Origin of the sequence: Fontisphaera persica (genome assembly GCF_024832785.1) — a bacterium.
In the GTDB taxonomy this organism is placed as follows: domain Bacteria; phylum Verrucomicrobiota; class Verrucomicrobiia; order Limisphaerales; family Fontisphaeraceae; genus Fontisphaera; species Fontisphaera persica.
Window position 1 is genome coordinate 4,133,705 of the sequence record NZ_CP116615.1, and the last position, 15,487, is coordinate 4,149,191.

The window sequence follows — 15,487 nt, forward strand, 5'->3', positions numbered from 1 at the left end:
TGTTGGCAACATGCTGGCGGAATCGGCCAAACAAATCTCTAGCGCCTTGGGCTTGTGCTTTTTGCTCCTGGGGTGGCAAGTGGCAGTACCGAGCCAGGGCGTGAGGAAAAATGGCCGCCAGCAGTGAGTGTTATGGCCAGCGGCAAAGTCAAATGGTTTAACAGCATCAAGGGGTATGGCTTCATCGAGAACGAGAATGGGCCGGACATTTTCGTGCATCACACCGCCATCCTGGGCCAGGGTTACAAGGAGCTGATGGCCGGCGAGGTGGTGAGCTTCGAGCTGGTCCCCGGCGAGAAGGGACCCAAAGCCATCAACGTGCAGCGGCAGCCGCCGCGCTCGCAAGCCTGAGCCGTTCCCCGGTTGCCACAGTTTTTTCCCGCTGGCGCTCTGCCAGCCGCCGGATACATTGCCTGCGCGAATGAACGAATCAGGTCATTGCGTGCGGCATTTGTATGTGCACGTGCCTTTTTGCGCGCGCAAGTGTGAGTATTGCGCTTTTTACTCTGCGGCGGGCACGGGCGAGGAGGTGAATCGGTACGTGGCGGCGCTGCAGCGCGAGCTGGAGCTGGTGGCCGGGCGGCTGCGGCCCGAGACCATTTTCTTTGGGGGGGGCACTCCGTCACTCCTGACGCTCAAGCAGTGGGAGCAAATGGGCCGCTGTCTGGAACGGCTCCATCTGCTGGGCGCGGCGGAGTGGACCATCGAATGCAATCCCGCCACGGTGTCGCCGGACAAGGCCCGCCTCTGGCGCGATTTGGGCGTGAATCGCCTTTCCCTGGGGGTGCAGTCACTGGATGAGGATTTGCTGGACCGGCTGGGGCGCGTGCACAGCCGGCAGATGGTGTTCAAGTCGTATGATTTGCTGCGCCGCGCCGGTTTTGACAATCTGAATGTGGACTTGATGTTTGCCATCCCGGGCCAGACGCTGGACGTGTGGCGCGACACCTTGCGCGAGGTGGCCGCCCTGGGCAGCGAGCATTTGAGTTGCTACGAAGTCACCTACGAGGAAGACACACCGCTCTACGCGCAGATGCGCGCCGGCGCCTTTGCGGTGGATGAAGAGCTGGCCGACGCCATGTATCAGGAACTCTGCGAGGCCGCCGCGCGGGGCGGTTGGCGGCAGTATGAAGTTTCCAATTTTGCCCGCGACCTGCCGGGCGCCTGCGGCCGCCTGCCGCATTATGCCTGCCGGCACAACGTGAACTACTGGCGCGGCGGCGCCTTCCTGGGCCTGGGCCCCAGCGCGGCGGAATTCGTGGACGGCGTGCGGACCAAAAACTGGAGCAACACCACGCTGTATTGCGAGCAATTGGAAAAGGGGCGGCGCGCCATCGAATCCCGCGATGTGCTCAGCCCCTTGCAGCGCGCCGGGGAAATTGCCGGTTTCGGCCTGCGCATGAATGTAGGCTGGGAATTTGCCGAGTTCCAGGCGGCCACGGGTTTTGATTTGCGCCAGGAATGGGCGGAGGACATGGCCTTCCTGGTGCAATGCGGCCACGGTCTGGTGGAGGCCGGCGGTTTTCGTCTCACGCCGCTGGGATTGCGTTTTGCCGATGCCGCAGCCGAGCGTTTCCTGCGCTGAGACCTGGCCGCCGACTGCGCCGGGTGTCACGGAAATGTCACATTCGCCGCCTTAACGGCCGGCCCTGGGTGGCCTTATTCTTGTCCTGTTCAGGGACATGGGTGGAAGGGGCAGGGATATGAAATCAGAACGGATTTACAAATACTGGCGCAGGCATTTACTGGGCTGGCGCGAGGAACTGGAGAAGGAATGGCAGACTTGCCGGCGCACCGGCGAGGTGGAGTCCATCCACCGCCTGCGGGTCGTGCTGCGCCGCCTGCGGGTGGGCCTGCGCCTGGGCAACCGCTGGCTGGGCAAGGAGCGGGTGGCCGCCTTTCGCAAGTGGAGCCAGCAGGTTTCCACGGCACTGGGGCCGGTGCGGGATGTGGATGTGACCCTGGAGTGGCTGGCCGGCCAGCCGGGACAGGCGGCCGTTGCGCCATGGTTGCAGGCGCGCCGCGCCCGGTTGTGGCAGTCCGCCCGCCGGAAGTTGAAACGTCTGGCCAAAGTGCCCTGCGAAGTGCAGGACGAAAAGGGCGGCGCCTCCCGCATCGCCAAAAAACTGGCGCGCCGGTTTCACCGCACGCTGGCCGAGGACCGCCAGGAGATTCTGCAGTTCAACACGCCGCTGGACACGCAGGATACCGAGCATTGGCATGAGCTGCGGCGCGACCTGCGGCGCATCCGTTACCTGCGCGAAATGGTGCTGGCGCCCAAGGAATGCAAGCGGGACAAACTGTTGAAAAAGCTGCTGCAACTCCAGGAGCTGCTGGGCAATGCCCAGAATTGCGTGGCCGCCATGCACACGCTGAAGCCGCTGGCGCAAAAACCCGAGGCCGCCGCCCTGCTGCGCCAGTTGGAGCAGCAGCGGCGCAATTGGCTGGCGCAAGCCCAGAAAGAGCTGGGCGCCTTCCAAAAGAGCCGCGCCCTGCGCGCGCTGGAAACCGGCGACAAAAGCTGATTCGCACTCTGCTCCCGGCGGGCCCATGCCAAGCTGCCCGCGGCTCCGGCTTCAGGGATGCTGCCGGAGCCATTCGCGCAGCGCCGCCGCCTGGGGATGATTGGGTTGCAATTCCAGCAGACGCTGGTAGTGGGCGCGGGCTTTGGGCACGTCGTGTAATTCCTGCAAATAGATGTTGGCCACAAACATGCGGCCGTTGGTTTCCTGCGGCTGGGCTTCGTAAAACCGTTCAAACTCCGCCACGGCATCGGCCGCAAAACCCGCCTGATGCAAGGCCAGCGCAAAGTTGAATCGCGTGCCGGCGGCTTCCGGTTGAATCACCAGCGCCTGCTCGTACGCCGACAAGGCTCGCGGCCAATCCCGGTTTTCCAGGGCTACGCGGCCCAGCATGGCATGGGCCTCGTAAAATGACGGGTCCGCCTTGATAGCCGCCTCATAATGTTTTTGGGCTTCGCCCCAGCGCTGGGCGGCACGGGCCGCTTCGCCCGCCTGATAATGCGTCATGGCCTGCGCGCGGTCTCCCGCCTGCGGTTTGGGCGGGCGCAGGTAGGTGTACCGCCGCGCCGCGCCCGGCGGCGGGGGTGCCGCGGTCTCACTGGCGGGGGACGGCGTCAGGACTTGCGCTTGAGGTGCGGCCGTGGCGGCGCGCCCCGAGACCGCCGGGGGTTCCACTGGCGCCGGGCGGTTGGTGCGCGATTGAGCTGCGGGAGGCGCGGCATTGGTGGCTGCGGCCATGACGTTGGTGCGCGGCGCGGGCGGAGGCAGGACCACCGCCGGAGGCGCACTGGTGACGGCGGGCGGCAGGGGCGGCGTCGCCGCATTGGTCATTGCCGGGGCAGGGAAGGACGGCACCTGCAATTCCGCCTCCAACCGGGCCGCCACCTGGGCCACCTGCGCGCGGAAGGGCGGCTCCGGGGTGAAGCTGAGATAACGCTGGTAGAGTTTCAAGGCCAGCGGTTTGTTGCCCAGATGCGCATGATTGAGGATGGCCAGATTGAGCGTGGCCGGGCGGTGTTGCGGCGCGATTTGCAGCACATTTTGCAGGGTGGCCGCCGCTTCCTGCGGACGGTTGCGCATCCACTGCGCGATGGCCAGGCCGTTCATGGCCTCGATTTGGGCGCCCCGGGCGGCGAGGAGATTTTTGAACAGGCGCTCGGCTTCATCGGCCTTGCCCGCCCGCACGAGCGCGATGGCGTGCATCAATTGATAGTCGGGGTTTTTGGTGTCCAGCAAGGCCACGCTGCCAAAATGCTGCGCGGCGTCCGCCGGGCGGCCCAATTCGAGGCACAAGCAACCCAGATTCCAGCGCGCGGCGGCGAGGCTGGGATTGAGCGTCAGCGCCTTGCGATACGCGGTCTCGGCGCCATCGGGCAGGCCGGCATGGTGTTGGGCAAATCCCAGGTGATTCCACGCCAGGGCATGATGGGGCATCAACGCGGTGGCTTTCTGGAGGGGTTTGATGGCCTCATGGTATTGCCCCTCGCGCAGGAGACGGTCGCCTTCCAACAAGTCTTTCACACCCGGGGGCGAGCAACCGGCCGTCAACGCCAGCGCCAGCACCCATCCCAACCAGGGGGTGCCGTTTTTTTCACCCCGTTTTTTGGTGGTGACCATCATCGCTGGTGGTACCATCCGCCCCGCCGTGTGTCAAGAAACCCGGCCCAATAAAACCGGGCCGCGAGGGACGCGGCAACGGGCAGCGCCAGAGCGGCGCTCCCAGGTGGACTGAATATGGATGGAAAAGTTGCCAACCAGCGCCGGGGCGCGCGGTGGAAAACGGGCGTGGGACTGGCCGTGGTCGCGGCGGGGTTGTGGACCCACGGGATGGCTTGGGCCGCCACCTCGGCGCCCGCGCCAGCCCGCGTGGTGATGGTGCATCACCCTGCGGCCACGCGGCATTTGCAGCCCCAGCCCGAAATAGTGCAGCGCATGATGGAGGAGGGCCTGCGCCAATGGACCGGCCAGCCGGATATGGCCCGCGCCTGGCACAGCCTCATGCCCACGCAAACGGTGGTGGGCATCAAAGTGTATGCCCTTCCCGGCCGCCTCAGCGGCACCCGCCCGGAAGTGGTGGCGGCGCTGGCGCGGAGTTTGATTCAAGCCGGCTGGACCCCGCAAAACCTCATCGTTTGGGACAAAAGCCGTGAAGCCCTGTTGCGCGCCGGCTTCTCCGAGCTGTCGGCCACGTTGGGCGTGCGCGTGGAGGCGGTCAGCGACCGCGGTTACGATGCGCAGCAGGCTTACGAACGGCCCGTGCTGGGGAATCTGGTGTATGGGGACCTGGAATTCGGCCGGCAGGAGCCGGGCGTGGGGCGACGCTCCCACGTGGCCCGGCTCATCACGGAGCAAATTCAGCGGCACATTGTCGTCACGCCGTTGCTGAATCACAACCAGGTGGAAATTACCGGCCATTTGTACAGCCTGGCCCTGGGGGGCGTGGACAACGTGCAACGCTTCGAGACCAGCACGGCGCAGTTGATGGAGGCGGTGCCGGAAATTGTGGCGATGGAATGTTTCTCGGACCGCCTGGTTTTTTGCGTCACGGATGCCCTGATTGCCCAGTATGAAGGCCAGCAACGGGGCCTGCTGCACTACTCGGCCGTCCTGAATGAGCTGTGGTTCAGCCGCGACCCGGTGGCCCTCGATGTGCTCGGCCGTGACCGCCTGCAACGCCTGCGCGAAGCCGCCAAAAGCGCGCCCCGCAAAATTCAGAACGAACTTTTTATCAACGCGGCCCTGCTGGACTTGGGCGTGGCCGATTTATCGCGCATTCACATTCAACGCTTGAACCTGCCCGTGGCGCCTTGACCGGCAGGGGGGCCGAAGAGAAAACAGACCCGGTTGGCCGGAGGCGGTTGGGGGAGGGAGGCTGGGAAAAGGGCAGGGATGGGGCATGGTGACCTGGCCCGGGGGGATTTAACACGCGCTGCCGCACAAAACTTTTGCCTTTTTTGGCCAGGTTGGACACTCTCCTTGAGCGATGAAACCTGTATTGGGCCGTGGATTGGATGCGTTGCTGGGCAAGAGCAGCCCGGCGGCCAAGCCGTCGCCGCCCGGCGGCAGCCTGCCCGGCGCCGTGCCCCCTGTGCCTGCTGCTCCTGCGGCTGCCGCGGCAGATGCGCGCGAGCGGGTGTTGCAGGTGCCGGTGCAGCGGATTCATCCCTGCCCCCTGCAGCCGCGCAAGGATTTCCCGGAGGAGTCCCTGCGGGAGCTGGCGGATTCCATCAAGGCCCAGGGCATCATCCAGCCGCTGATTGTGCGCGAACGCGGCGAGGGTTACCAGCTCATCGCGGGCGAGCGGCGGCATCGCGCGGCCCTGCTGGCCGGGTTGACCACGGTGCCGGTGGTGGTCAAGCAGGTGGATGACCGGACGGCGCTGGAGATGATGCTTGTCGAGAACCTTCAGCGCGAAAACCTCAACCCGATGGAAGAAGCGCTGGGTTACGCGGAGCTGATTAATCAATTCCAGCTCACCCAGGAGGAGGCCGCCGCCAAGGTGGGCCGCAGCCGGGCCTCGGTGGCCAACGCCATTCGCCTGCTCAAGCTGCCGCCGGAGATTCAGACCTGGCTCAAGGAGGGCCGGTTGACTGTGGGCCACGCCAAGGTGCTGCTCAGCCTGCTGTCCCCGGAACAACAACGGCTGGCTGCCGAAAAAACCCTCAAAGAAAGCTTGAGCGTGCGGCAACTGGAGGAATTGGCCGCCTTGTGGCAATCGCAGCCCGCCCCCCCCAGGGGCAGCGCCGCGCCCGCGGCCACGGCGCCGGCGCGGGATGTGCACATTGTGGATTTGGAGCAGCGCCTGCAGCAGCGGTTTGGCACCCGGGTTACCCTGCGGTACCGCAAGGGGAAGGGCGCCATTGAGATTCGTTTCTACAGTGACGCCGAACTGGAACGAATACTTGACATTAGCGGCATAAAACTGGAGTAATACCGGCCTTTAAGTGATAAACTCAACTTATTATAAATGTCATGAGCTTGATGTTGGATTCACAGGATTTTCGCAGCGCCTGCGCCAGTCGTTTGGAAGCCGCCGCCGCCCAAGTGCCGCAGTTGTCCGCCTTTGTGGGGCTGGATGGATTTGTGGACCAGATTATTCATGTGGTGGACAAGCGGGAGAATGCGGAGAAGTTTGACCGCATGCACCGCATGGCTCAGTTGGGCGAGCGCATCATCGCCGCCGCCGGCCGCAGCACCAATGTCGAGCTGGTCCGCATCATGACCAAGCTGGGCGGCAACGGTCCCATCATGGCCAACGCCCTGGCCGCCTTCGGCATTCAAGTTTCTTATGTGGGCGCTTTGGGCTGGCCGGAATTGCATCCGGTCTTCAAGGAGTTTGCCCAGCGGGCGGAAGTGGTCACCATCGGCGAGCCGGGCTACACCGATGCCCTGGAGTTCGACGACGGCAAGCTCATGTTTGGGAAGCTGACCCAGCTTGCCGAGGTCAACTGGGCCAATCTCACGGCGCGGTATGGCAAGGATAAATTTGCCCACCGCTTCCACCATGCGTCGCTGGTGGGTTTCGTGAACTGGACCATGCTGCCGTACATGAGCGACATTTGGACGGCCATCCTCCAGGAGCTGTGCCCGGACGTCAAAGGCCCGCGCCGCACCATGTTCTTTGATTTGTGCGATCCGGAGAAACGCTCCAAGACCGACATTGCCCGCGCCATGGAATTGATTGGCCGGTTCAACCAATACTTCAGCGTCATCCTGGGATTGAACGAAAAAGAAGCTTTTGAAGTGGCCCGGGTGCTGGGGTTGTCCACCCAGGCGCACACGCCCGAAGGGCTGGCCGCGCTGGCCCTGGACATCAACTGCAAAGTGCCGGTGGATACCGTCCTCATTCACCCCACGGCCTATGCTCTGGCCTGCAGTCGGGGTGAGGTGGCGATGGTGAAAGGGCCGTACACAGAAAAGCCGTTCATCACCACCGGCGCGGGCGACCACTTTAATTCCGGCTTCTGCCTCGGCAAGCTGCTGGGACTGGACAACGCCGCCAGCCTGTGCTGCGGTGTGGCCACCAGCGGTTTTTACGTGCGCACGGCGAAAAGCCCGGCGGTGAGCGACCTGGTGAACTTGATGCGCCAGTGGCCGGCGTCCTGAGCGGGCCATGATTTTAGAAGTCGTCCAATATGGTCATCCGGTGCTGCGCCAGAAAGGGGCGCGCATCGAGCACATCACCCCGGAAATCCGGCGGTTGATTGAGGACATGCTCGAAACCATGTACGAGTATCAGGGCGTGGGCCTCGCCGCGCAACAGGTGGGGCACGCCCTGCAGCTCACCGTGGTGGATGTCCGCGAGGCCACCGACCGGCCTTCTTCCCTCGAAATCAACGGCCAGCCGGCGGATTTGGCCGCGCACATGCCCATGGTGCTCATCAACCCGGTGGTCACCCCCCTGGGACCGCCGGAGACCGGCCCGGAGGGCTGCCTGAGTTTTCCGGAGATTTACGGGGACATCACCCGCCCTGGCCTGGTGGAAGTGGAGGCGCTGGACCGCGAAGGCCGCCCCGTCAAATTCCGCTGCGGTGGTTTGCTCTCCCGCGCCATTCAGCATGAGGTGGACCACCTCAATGGCATCCTGTTCATTGACCGCATGAACGCCGAAACCCGCGAGCGGCTGCGGCCGGAACTGGAGCAAATGCGTTTCGAGACGCAGGCAGCCCTGGCCCGCAAGAAAAAGTAAATCCTCTCCCGCAGGGTCCGCTTGCCTGCAGGGCGGGCCTGCGGGCCGTCCTTGATTGCTGTCCGAGGGACGCGCCCTGCTCCGTGGAGCCCCTCCAAAAAAAATCCCCCTCCCGGAACGGGAGAGGGTGGTTCAGGAGGCACGTCCGTATTTTCCGCGGCGGGCTTACTTCAGTTTTTCCAGGACCGCCTTGATGGCCGCGAAGTTGGGCAGGTCTTTCACCGTGGGCGTCTGCTCGCTGTATTGCACGATGCCGTTTTTATCAATCACAAAGGCGGCCCGCGCGGAGACCGACCCCAGGCCGATCAGGTCCGGCAGCAACACGCCGTAGGCCTCGGCGGTTTTCTTGTTCAAATCGCTGGCCAGGGTGATGCCGATTTTCTCCTTTTGCGCCCAGGCCTCCTGCGCGAAGGGGCTGTCCACGCTGACGGCGATGACGTCGGCGTTCAGGCTCTGGTAAGCGTTCAAGCCGGCGGTGATGTCGCACATCTCCTGCGTGCACACGCCGGTGAAAGCCAGCGGAAAGAACAACAGCACGGTGTTTTTCACGCCAAAGTTTTTGCTCAGGGTCACGTCCGCCAGGCCGGCGGCGGTTTTGGTCTTCAAGGTGAAGTCCGGCGCTTTGGAACCAACAGGTATTGCCATAATTCAGTTTGCGTTTGAGGTTGGAGTTTTGGGTTTCAGTGTTTCACGAAAAGTCTCATCCCGCGCGGGCAGGCCGGGATTCGGCCTGGAGCTGTTGCACCGCGGCCAGCACCTCGGCCGCGTGCTCGGCGGGTTTCACGTCCTGCCACACCTGGCGCACCACGCCGTCGGGGCCAATGAGAAAAGTGACGCGATGCGTTCCTTCGTATTCGCGGCCCATGAACTTTTTTTTGCCCCAGACGCCGTATGCCTTGACGAGATGGCGCCCTTCATCGGCCAGCAGCGAGAATGGCAGGTTGTACTTGCGCGCAAATTTCTGATGGCTGGCCGGCGAATCCGTGCTCACCCCCAGCACCACGGCGCCGGCTTGTTGCAAGGCCTCGTGCTGGTCCCGGAAGCCGCAGGCTTCCTTGGTGCAGCCGGGTGTGTCGTCTTTGGGGTAGAAATACAACACCACCACCTGTCCGCGAAACTGGGACAGGCTGAGCTGGTGGCCATGCTGGTCAGGCGCCGTGAAGTCAGGCGCCGCGCTGCCCACTGTGACTGCTGCCGACTGAGATTTTGCTTTGCCCATGATTAATTCCGGCCCGCCGCCGTCGTGGCCCACAACATAGCGCGGCTGCGTCCAAGCGCAACTGCCCTCCCTCGCTGGCGGCCCCGGGGCCGGGACCAGCCCTCCGGAAGGCCTACGCCAGCCACTCCTTCAATCGCGCCAGGGAGTCCTTGTATTGCCGCAGCGTTTCCTGCTCGTTGCCCATCGGATACTCAAAATGCATCGAGATGGGCCCGGCAAACGCGCTGGTTTTCAACTGCTGGAAAAAGGCGCGGGGGATCATGCCCTCCCCCAGGGGACACCACCGCTGGCGCCATTGGTTGTTCGCCTTTTCCCAGTAAAAATCCTTCACATACACCGCGTGGAAACGGGACTCCAGCAGCTTGACCTCCAACGGCCAGGAGGAGCCGCCCTCCACCGTGGCATGGCCGATGTCAAAGTGCACGCCCATCACCTGCGGGTCCGTGCCCTCCATCAGGAGATGCAAATCCCACAGCGGCCCCCCGACATAACCGCTGCCGGAATGATTCTGGTAACCGGCCCGCAGCCCCAGCTCCCGGCTCAGGGCCGCCACTTCCTGAAACCGCGGTTTCAACCGCGCCAACTGCTCCGCAATGGGCTGCCGCAAATCATAGCGGAAATGCGTCATCCGAAAATGGCGGATGCCCGCCCGGCTCAAGGCGCGCAGCACTTTTTCATTCAGCGGATTCACCTCTCCGACATCGGTGGTGGCGATGTAAATCTGTTTGCCGCGCTGGCCCAAGGCCTCCACCAGCTTCGGCAAATCTTCCTCCACCCGCTCCGGCAGAACCTGCCCGCCCTTGCGGATGGGACACTCAATGCCGTCCCAGCCCACCTCCGCCACCAAATCCGCGGTGGCCTGCGGACTCAGTTGTTGAAAGGCTTTGGAAAATACCAGGATGGGCCGGCGCGGCCGGGCCGGTTCCGCTGCGCCCAGGCCGGCGGCGGACGGCAGGCTTAAAGCGGCGGCGGCGGTGGCGGTCAGACCCAAAAATTCACGGCGGTTGAGACCCGTTGCAGGAAATGTTTTCATGCCACCATCCTACGCCCGTCCGGCGGCGAGGAAAAGCCGGATTATGGGGCCGGGGCAGGAGGGTCGGCTGGCCTGCCGCTGAAAACACTTGGCACCTTGGCCTTGCCGTTTAGACTTGGCCGCATGCGTCCGCTCCGTGCCCTGGCGCTCTATTTAGGCGGGGTGATTGTGGGCGGGGCCTTGCTGGCCCCGTGGGTGCATGGCATGGCGCAGGCGCTGGCGGCGGATTCCGGCTTTTTTCATAAACTCAGCCAGCAACCCTTTTCCCGTTATCTCACCCGTTGCTTTCTGGTGCTGGCGCTGGTGGGCATCTGGCCGCTGGCGCGGGCTTTTCACATCCGCAACTGGCGTGATTTGGGATGGACCTCCCCCCGCGGTCAGGGAAAAAACCTGGCGTGGGGATTGATCGCCGGTTTCGCCAGCCTGGCGGTGGCCCTTGGCCTTGGGCTGGCTTTGGGGGGGCGGAGCTGGGATGCCGAGCGGACGGCTGCCCAGATTGCGCGCCATCTTTTCAATGCGCTTTCCGCCGCCGTGGTGGTCAGCGTGCTGGAGGAAACGTTGTTTCGGGGGGCCATTTACGGCGCGTTGCGGCGGGCGTACGGCTGGCGCACCGCCCTGATGGCCAGCAGCGCGCTTTTTGCCCTGGTGCATTTTTTTGGCCGCGTGCAGTGGCAGGAGGCGGTGGCCTGGGACTCCGGCCTGCGGGCGTTGCCCCAGTTGTTTGCGGGTTTTTTGGATGTACAGCAACTGCTGCCCGGTTTCATCAACCTGGCGCTGGCCGGGGCCATTCTGGCGTGGCTGTATGAGCGCAGCGGCAGCTTGTATGCTTCGGTGGGCTTGCATGCGGGTTGGATATTCTGGTTGAAAACCGGCGGTTTTTTCACGCGCATCCCGCCGGACAGCTCGACGTGGGTTTGGGGGAGCGCGAAATTACTGGATGGGTGGGTTGCCATGCCCGTGCTGATTTTGGTGGGTATATGGGCGGTGCGCGTGCTCGAGAGGGCGTGGACTGCGGGCATGGCAATTTCTAAAAACAATGAGGACTGACCCCGTTTAATGTCGGCTTTCGTAAAAAGTGCGCTTGATGCCCTCCTCAGTTTTTTTTACCCTGAGGTTTGTCAGGTGTGCCTCCGCGCACGCGCCACCCCGGATGAGGGGTACCTGTGCCGCGGCTGCACAGCCCAGGCCCAGCGCATGGGGTCTCCCTGGTGTGACGTTTGCGGGCAGACGTTTGCGGGCAGCATCACGGGTGAGTTTATCTGTGGGGATTGCCGGGAAACGCCGCCCGCTTATGATTACGCGCGGTCCGTCATGGTCTTTGAAGGGCCGGTGCGCGAGGCCATTCATCAATGGAAATATCAGCAGGCTTTCTGGCTGGAAAGGCGGTTGGCCGAGTGGCTGACGGCGGCAGCGGGCCCGGCCTTGCGGGCAGGAGACTGGCACGCCCTGGTGCCGGTGCCGTTGCATCCGGTCAAAGAACGCGAACGCGGATTTAACCAGGCAGCACGGCTGGCCGGGCCTCTAAGCCAGGCCACCGGATTGCCGTTGAACACCCAAGTCTTGAAACGGGTCAAACATACGGTTTCCCAAACGCGGCTGTCCCGCGCCGAGCGGGCGGCCAACCTGCGCGGGGCCTTTGTGGCGGCGCGCGGGGAGCGTCTGGCGGGCGCGCGGCTGGTGCTGGTGGATGATGTCATGACCACCGGCGCCACGCTCAACGCGGCGGCGACCGCGTTGCGTCAGGCCGGCGCGGAGGCCGTGTGTGCCTGGACACTGGCGCGGGGCAGATGAGGCAGTTGTGACCAAATCCAAACAGAGCAGTATGGCCACCACCACCATTATTAAAAACCCGGCGCTGGCTGAAGCGGTGGCGCCCGCCGTGACGCCCCTGGCGCCCAGCAGCGAAACCACCTTCATCCGCAAGCCCAAGCTGGGCACCGGCCGCGCCCGCAAGAAGGATATTCCGGAGGGTCTTTGGACCAAGTGTCCCAAGTGCTCCAACATGATTTATGACAAGGAGCTGGACAATAATCTAAAGGTTTGCCCCAAATGCCAGCACCACTTCCCCATTGGCGCCCGGGAGCGCATCCATTCCCTGGTGGAAACCTGCTCCTTTGAGGAGATGGACGCGGACATGACCAGCGTGGATGTGCTCAAATTCACCGGCGTTTCCTCTTACACCTCCAAGCTGGCGGCCAATATGAAGGACGGCGTCCTCAAGGAGGCGGTGGTCACCGGCGTGGGCATGATTGGGCCGCACCGGGTGGCCCTGGGGGTGATGGATTTCAATTTTCTGGGCGGCTCGATGGGCGCGGTGGTGGGGGAGAAACTGACCCGCCTCATTGAGACGGCCACCGACCGCGGACTGCCGCTTATCATCATCTCCACCAGCGGCGGCGCGCGCATGTATGAAGGCATGTTCAGCCTGATGCAGATGGCCAAAACCAGCGGCGCGCTGGCCTATCACGCGAAAAACCGGCTGCCGTACATCAGCGTGCTGACGCATCCCACTTACGCGGGGGTGATGGCCAGTTATGCCAGCCTCGGGGATTTGATTCTCGCGGAGCCGGGCGCCATGATTGGCTTCGCCGGCCCGCGGGTCATCCGCGACACCACGCAGGCCGAGCTGCCGCCGGGCTTTCAAACCGCGGAATTCCTGCTGGAGCATGGTTTGATTGACGCCATCATCCCGCGGCCTGAAATGAAATCCCGCCTGATTTACTATTTGGATTTCTTCGCCGAGGGCCAGCGCCGGCTGGCTGCCCTGGGTTGAGCCGGGGGAGCCGCCGCCGGGACGGTTTTCCTTTTCCCCTTGGGTCATGTTGGCCGCCAGCCTCGCCACCCTGCTTTTTTGTTTTTCCGCCATTGCCGCCACGCGCTCGGCGCGGCTGATGGGGGGCACGGAGGCCAACTTCTGGCGGTTGAGCCTGGCATGTTTTTTCCTTGGCCTCTGGGCCTACAGCGCGGGCACCGGGCCGGGGGGCGCGGCGTTTGCGCTGTTCTGGGTCAGTGGGCTGGTGGGGTTTGGGGTGGGGGATGTGGCCCTCTTTCAGGCCCTGCCGCGGCTGGGTTCCCGGTTGACCAGTCTGTTGGTGCATTGTCTGGCGGCACCCATGGCCGCAGTGGCGGAGTGGGCATGGATGGGCACGCGGTTGACGTGGACGGAAATGGCGCTGAGCAGTCTGATTCTGGGGGGCGTGGCGCTGGCGCTGGCGCCCGGCGAGCGGCTGCACCTGCCGCGCCGGGTTTTCTGGATTGGACTGGCCAGCGGCGTTCTGGCGGCACTGGGACAGGGGATGGGCGCCGTCATCAGCCGGCGGGCGTTTGCGGTGGCGGCGGCCGCCGGGGAGTCGGTGGATGGTCTGAGCGCAGCCTTTCAGCGCAGCCTGGGGGGTATGCTGGTGGCGGCGGTGGCGTTGCTGGTGGTCAAGCGCCAGCATCTGTGGGGGCGGTGGGACGAGCCGGCGGGGGCTGGCTTCACTCAGTGGCGCAACAAATGGCAGGGCAGTTGGGGCTGGGTGGTGTTGAATGCCCTGACCGGCCCGTTTTTGGGGGTGGGTTGCTTTCAATGGGCCTTGAAGACCACGCCTTCGGGCATTGTGCTGCCCATTGTGGCCACCATGCCGGTGGTCATCATCCCGCTGGCAGTCTGGCTGGAAGGCGAGAAGGTGAGCCGCCGCTCCCTGGCGGGGGGGGTGGTGGCCGTGGCGGGGGTGGCCTTGATGGCCTGGTGGCGCAGCCAGCCAACTTGACACTCGGGCGGCCCGTTCTATTATTCACTTGCCATGTCTAGGTCAAATGAGGCGGACGACTCCGGCAGTACCGGCGCGGCCGCAAACTGGTTGTCATTGAAGGCTTTCACGTCCGCTGGCCGCGGTTTCTGGCGCGATGTTCCTGACCAGGAATGGAACGATTTTCGCTGGCAGCTCAAGCATCGCATCACCACGCTGCGCCAGCTCGAGCTGCTGCTGCCCACGCTGACCCCGGAAGAGCGCGCCGGCGTGCAACTGGCCAACACCAAGCTGGCCATGGCGATTACGCCCTACTTTTTCAACCTGATTGACCCGGGGGACGAAAACTGCCCCATCCGCCGCCAGGTGATTCCGCGGCTGGAGGAAACGCACACGGCCGCCTGGGAAATGGCGGACCCCTGCGGCGAGGACGCCCACTCCCCGGTGCCCGGCCTGGTGCATCGGTATCCCGACCGCGTCCTGTTTTTGGTGACGGACCGTTGCGCGGCCTACTGCCGTTACTGCACCCGCTCGCGGCTGGTCAGCAACGCCACCGGCTACGATTTTCATCCCGAATACGACCGGCAAATTGAATACATCCGGCAACACCCGGAAGTGCGCGACGTCCTCCTCAGCGGCGGCGACCCGCTGCTGCTCAGCGATGAAAAGCTGGAGGCGCTCCTGAGCCGGCTGCGCGCCATTCCTCATGTGGAATTCCTGCGGATTGGCACGCGCATCCCCATTTTCCTGCCCCAGCGCATCACGCCGGAACTGTGCGCAATGCTGCGGCAATTCCATCCGCTGTTCATGAGCATCCACACCAACCATCCGCGGGAGCTGACGCTGGAGGCGCGCGCCGCGCTGGAGCGGCTGGCGGACGCGGGCATCCCGCTGGGCAACCAGTCGGTGCTTCTGCGCGGGGTCAACGACAGTGTGCCGGTGATGAAGGCGCTGCTGCACAAACTGCTCATGTGCCGTGTACGGCCGTATTACCTGTACCAGTGCGATTTGATTGCCGGCTCGGCGCATTTGCGCACGAGCGTCCGGCGCGGGCTGGAAATCATGAATCAACTGCGGGGCTTCACCACCGGTTATGCGGTGCCGCAGTATGTGATAGACGCGCCCGGGGGCGGAGGCAAGGTGCCCATCAACCCGGAATACATTCTCAGCCACAATCACGAGCGGGTGGTCATCCGCAACTACGAGGGGAAGGTGTTTGAATACCCGGAGATTGCGGAAGCCCTGCCGGCGCCCTGTTGCGCCAGTCCGAGGCATAAACCGGCCTAAGGGCCT

General features: G+C 64.0%; 16 protein-coding genes. 12 read left to right on the plus strand and 4 right to left on the minus strand.

Annotation, left to right across the window (positions count from 1 at the left end; translation table 11 throughout):
• The first annotated feature begins 132 nt into the window (after window positions 1–132).
• The 3 genes from NXS98_RS15510 (at window position 133) to NXS98_RS15520 (ending at window position 2,525) form a co-directional block, all read left to right on the plus strand.
• Window positions 133–351 (plus strand): cold-shock protein, encoded by a 219-nt coding sequence (locus NXS98_RS15510; RefSeq protein ID WP_283845943.1) that lies wholly within the window; start codon window positions 133–135, stop codon window positions 349–351.
• Window positions 352–421: 70 nt separating this feature from the next.
• A complete protein-coding gene (hemW, locus tag NXS98_RS15515; RefSeq protein WP_283845945.1) occupies window positions 422–1,585 on the plus strand; it encodes a radical SAM family heme chaperone HemW in 1,164 nt (387 codons plus the stop codon).
• A gap of 118 nt (window positions 1,586–1,703) precedes the next feature.
• Entirely contained in the window at window positions 1,704–2,525 is an 822-nt protein-coding gene (locus NXS98_RS15520; RefSeq protein ID WP_283845946.1) for a CHAD domain-containing protein, read from the plus strand.
• Window positions 2,526–2,576: 51 nt separating this feature from the next.
• On the opposite strand, the gene NXS98_RS15525 is transcribed toward NXS98_RS15520, so the two are convergent.
• The gene (locus NXS98_RS15525; RefSeq protein ID WP_283845947.1) at window positions 2,577–4,142 is read right to left on the minus strand and encodes a tetratricopeptide repeat protein; all 1,566 of its coding nucleotides are present in this window, start codon (window positions 4,140–4,142) and stop codon (window positions 2,577–2,579) included.
• A 114-nt stretch (window positions 4,143–4,256) separates the two neighbouring features.
• On the opposite strand from NXS98_RS15525, the gene NXS98_RS15530 reads away from it, so the two are divergent.
• From NXS98_RS15530 to def, 4 genes are all read left to right on the plus strand, one after another.
• Window positions 4,257–5,333, plus strand: coding sequence for a hypothetical protein (locus NXS98_RS15530; RefSeq protein ID WP_283845948.1), 1,077 nt, complete (start codon window positions 4,257–4,259; stop codon window positions 5,331–5,333).
• 172 nt (window positions 5,334–5,505) lie between these two features.
• Complete coding sequence (locus tag NXS98_RS15535) at window positions 5,506–6,453, plus strand: ParB/RepB/Spo0J family partition protein (RefSeq protein ID WP_283845949.1); 948 nt, start codon at window positions 5,506–5,508, stop codon at window positions 6,451–6,453.
• A 41-nt stretch (window positions 6,454–6,494) separates the two neighbouring features.
• Window positions 6,495–7,628, plus strand: a complete 1,134-nt coding sequence (locus tag NXS98_RS15540; RefSeq protein WP_283845950.1) for a carbohydrate kinase family protein — start codon at window positions 6,495–6,497, stop codon at window positions 7,626–7,628.
• Window positions 7,629–7,635: 7 nt separating this feature from the next.
• Window positions 7,636–8,211, plus strand: coding sequence for a peptide deformylase (gene def, locus NXS98_RS15545; RefSeq protein WP_283845951.1), 576 nt, complete (start codon window positions 7,636–7,638; stop codon window positions 8,209–8,211).
• Window positions 8,212–8,376: 165 nt separating this feature from the next.
• Here the strand turns inward: def and NXS98_RS15550 are convergent, their stop codons facing one another.
• The 3 genes from NXS98_RS15550 to NXS98_RS15560 all read right to left on the minus strand — a co-directional run bounded on the left by NXS98_RS15550 (window position 8,377) and on the right by NXS98_RS15560 (window position 10,463).
• On the minus strand, window positions 8,377–8,856 hold the full coding sequence (locus NXS98_RS15550) for a redoxin domain-containing protein (RefSeq protein ID WP_283845953.1): 480 nt from the start codon (window positions 8,854–8,856) through the stop codon (window positions 8,377–8,379).
• Between the two features lie 55 nt (window positions 8,857–8,911).
• Entirely contained in the window at window positions 8,912–9,463 is a 552-nt protein-coding gene (gene bcp / locus NXS98_RS15555; protein ID WP_283845954.1) for a thioredoxin-dependent thiol peroxidase, read from the minus strand.
• A gap of 79 nt (window positions 9,464–9,542) precedes the next feature.
• Window positions 9,543–10,463, minus strand: coding sequence for a sugar phosphate isomerase/epimerase family protein (locus NXS98_RS15560; protein ID WP_283845955.1), 921 nt, complete (start codon window positions 10,461–10,463; stop codon window positions 9,543–9,545).
• A gap of 123 nt (window positions 10,464–10,586) precedes the next feature.
• On the opposite strand from NXS98_RS15560, the gene NXS98_RS15565 reads away from it, so the two are divergent.
• The 5 genes from NXS98_RS15565 to NXS98_RS15585 are packed head-to-tail and all read left to right on the plus strand — an operon-like array spanning window position 10,587 to window position 15,481.
• Window positions 10,587–11,510, plus strand: coding sequence for a CPBP family intramembrane glutamic endopeptidase (locus tag NXS98_RS15565; RefSeq protein ID WP_283845956.1), 924 nt, complete (start codon window positions 10,587–10,589; stop codon window positions 11,508–11,510).
• A 9-nt stretch (window positions 11,511–11,519) separates the two neighbouring features.
• Window positions 11,520–12,254, plus strand: coding sequence for a ComF family protein (locus NXS98_RS15570; RefSeq protein WP_283845957.1), 735 nt, complete (start codon window positions 11,520–11,522; stop codon window positions 12,252–12,254).
• A gap of 31 nt (window positions 12,255–12,285) precedes the next feature.
• Window positions 12,286–13,236 carry an acetyl-CoA carboxylase, carboxyltransferase subunit beta gene (accD, locus tag NXS98_RS15575; protein ID WP_283845958.1) on the plus strand — a complete coding sequence of 317 codons (951 nt, stop codon included), beginning with the start codon at window positions 12,286–12,288 and terminating at the stop codon, window positions 13,234–13,236.
• Between the two features lie 46 nt (window positions 13,237–13,282).
• Window positions 13,283–14,215, plus strand: a complete 933-nt coding sequence (locus NXS98_RS15580) for an EamA family transporter (RefSeq protein WP_283845960.1) — start codon at window positions 13,283–13,285, stop codon at window positions 14,213–14,215.
• Window positions 14,216–14,248: 33 nt separating this feature from the next.
• Window positions 14,249–15,481 carry a KamA family radical SAM protein gene (locus tag NXS98_RS15585; RefSeq protein WP_283845961.1) on the plus strand — a complete coding sequence of 411 codons (1,233 nt, stop codon included), beginning with the start codon at window positions 14,249–14,251 and terminating at the stop codon, window positions 15,479–15,481.
• The last annotated feature ends 6 nt before the right edge of the window (window positions 15,482–15,487 follow it).